Here is a 1,639-nt window from a genome sequence, read left to right on the forward strand (position 1 = left end):
CCAGAATAGAGAATACAAATACGTGTCCGAAGAATGGAATATTTATCATTATCGGAGCTCTTGATGCAGCCTTTTCTCCTAGGTCTCCACCGGTACATGCACCCGTTAGTCCAGAGTGGGAAAGTGCTCCTGCCATTCCCGGGGCCAGGTTTCTTATATTGTTTGATTTACATAAAAATATCAGTATAGCCAGTCCAGAGAACATCCAGAATACCTGCCCTGCAAATCCATAAATCATAACATTCTTGACACCTGCTATTTTAAAAGCATCTGCCATTCTAGATCCGCCTACAAGGAAACTACCTGCCAGTACTACTGGAATACCTGCAAATAAAAGTGCATTTAGAGTCGGACCGAATTTCCAGTTTGAAAATACCATCCCTAAACCTGCAGATATAAGCATAGCAAAGAATATCTGGGGAAGTGCAATAATGGGTTTAATAGCTGATGCTATTTTAAGTGAAAGTATTAATATCCCCAATATAGCAAGCATTTCAACAAAACCTTTTCTGATATAAATCTGCTTACTTGCTATCTTCGCTTTGTTATCAATAAAGATAATTGCTAATACAATACTCAGATATGCCAGCAGCATATATGATTTTCCAAGGACACCTTCACCCTGAACTCCGACTATTAAGCTATGAGTTGTCTGTATCCCTATTAAAATAAAGAATGCTCTTATGAGAAAGAATATCTGCGTACTGTTTGTCCCAAGAATTGTCTCTTCCTTAGAAGGAATCATGATATCGTCTATCTTGAGATCCTCTTTACAGAATATCTTCTTTATCTCTTGTCCACCTACAAAGAAAGATGCTATAAGAGCTATTACCGTAGTTTTACTCGCTAATACTACCATAGGGAATTCAGCTAATCCCGGAGTCGCCATCTGGCTTTTTACCAATAAGAACCCCATTGCAAGTCCAAATACAACAATTATGAGTATAGAGGAATATTTAGTCCCCGCTACAACCGTTCTTGATACCAGCACCATAGTGATCAGGATAAGCATAGTGATAAAAAAATGATTTAGAGCTGAAATGTGTACAATTTGGTCTATTATTTGTTCCAATTTCTGTTTACCTCCTTGAAGTTTTATATTTAAGAAAGTTATATTCAATATTAGATATTTTTCTGTAAACAAGACTGTTCCCTCAAAATTTAAAACAGTGTTTACAAATCACAACATATGTATTTTTGAATTCGAATAATGCAAAAATACTTTTTTCACAGATATTTTTTTTAAAAATCCGCATAAAAAAATAGGCCAGCACAAAGAAATTACTTTGCATCGGTCTATTAAAGTCTTGGCAACTGCCATCTTTAATCTTTACCAACAAAACAATACGCTATAACTAATTGCATTTTCCAGATACGAAATATCCTAAAAAACTTGATTTTTTCACCAACTTTTTTCAAATCGACTTATTATAACTCATCTTTTGTTTAATGTCAATGCATTTTTACATCAGTTATCTCCTTGCAGAAAGAACCGACTTAAAAAAACGGCTCTTTCTGCAAAAGAGTCTAAGCTCTTTCTAAATATTCAACCTTTTTGCTGGATTTACTTTTATTGAATACTATAATAAGTGAAGCTATTGCTGCAAATATTCCACTAAAATATGGAATAGATCCAGTC

General features: G+C 34.7%; 1 protein-coding gene. It reads right to left on the reverse strand.

The window, feature by feature from the left end:
* A partial coding sequence (locus tag ABZA26_RS14605; RefSeq protein WP_372715219.1) for a hypothetical protein occupies positions 1 to 1,072 on the reverse strand: 1,072 nt, incomplete at its 3' end.
* Positions 1,073 to 1,639: the final 567 nt, after the last annotated feature.

It is taken from the genome of Ilyobacter sp. (assembly GCF_041583315.1).
Classification (GTDB): domain Bacteria; phylum Fusobacteriota; class Fusobacteriia; order Fusobacteriales; family Fusobacteriaceae; genus Ilyobacter.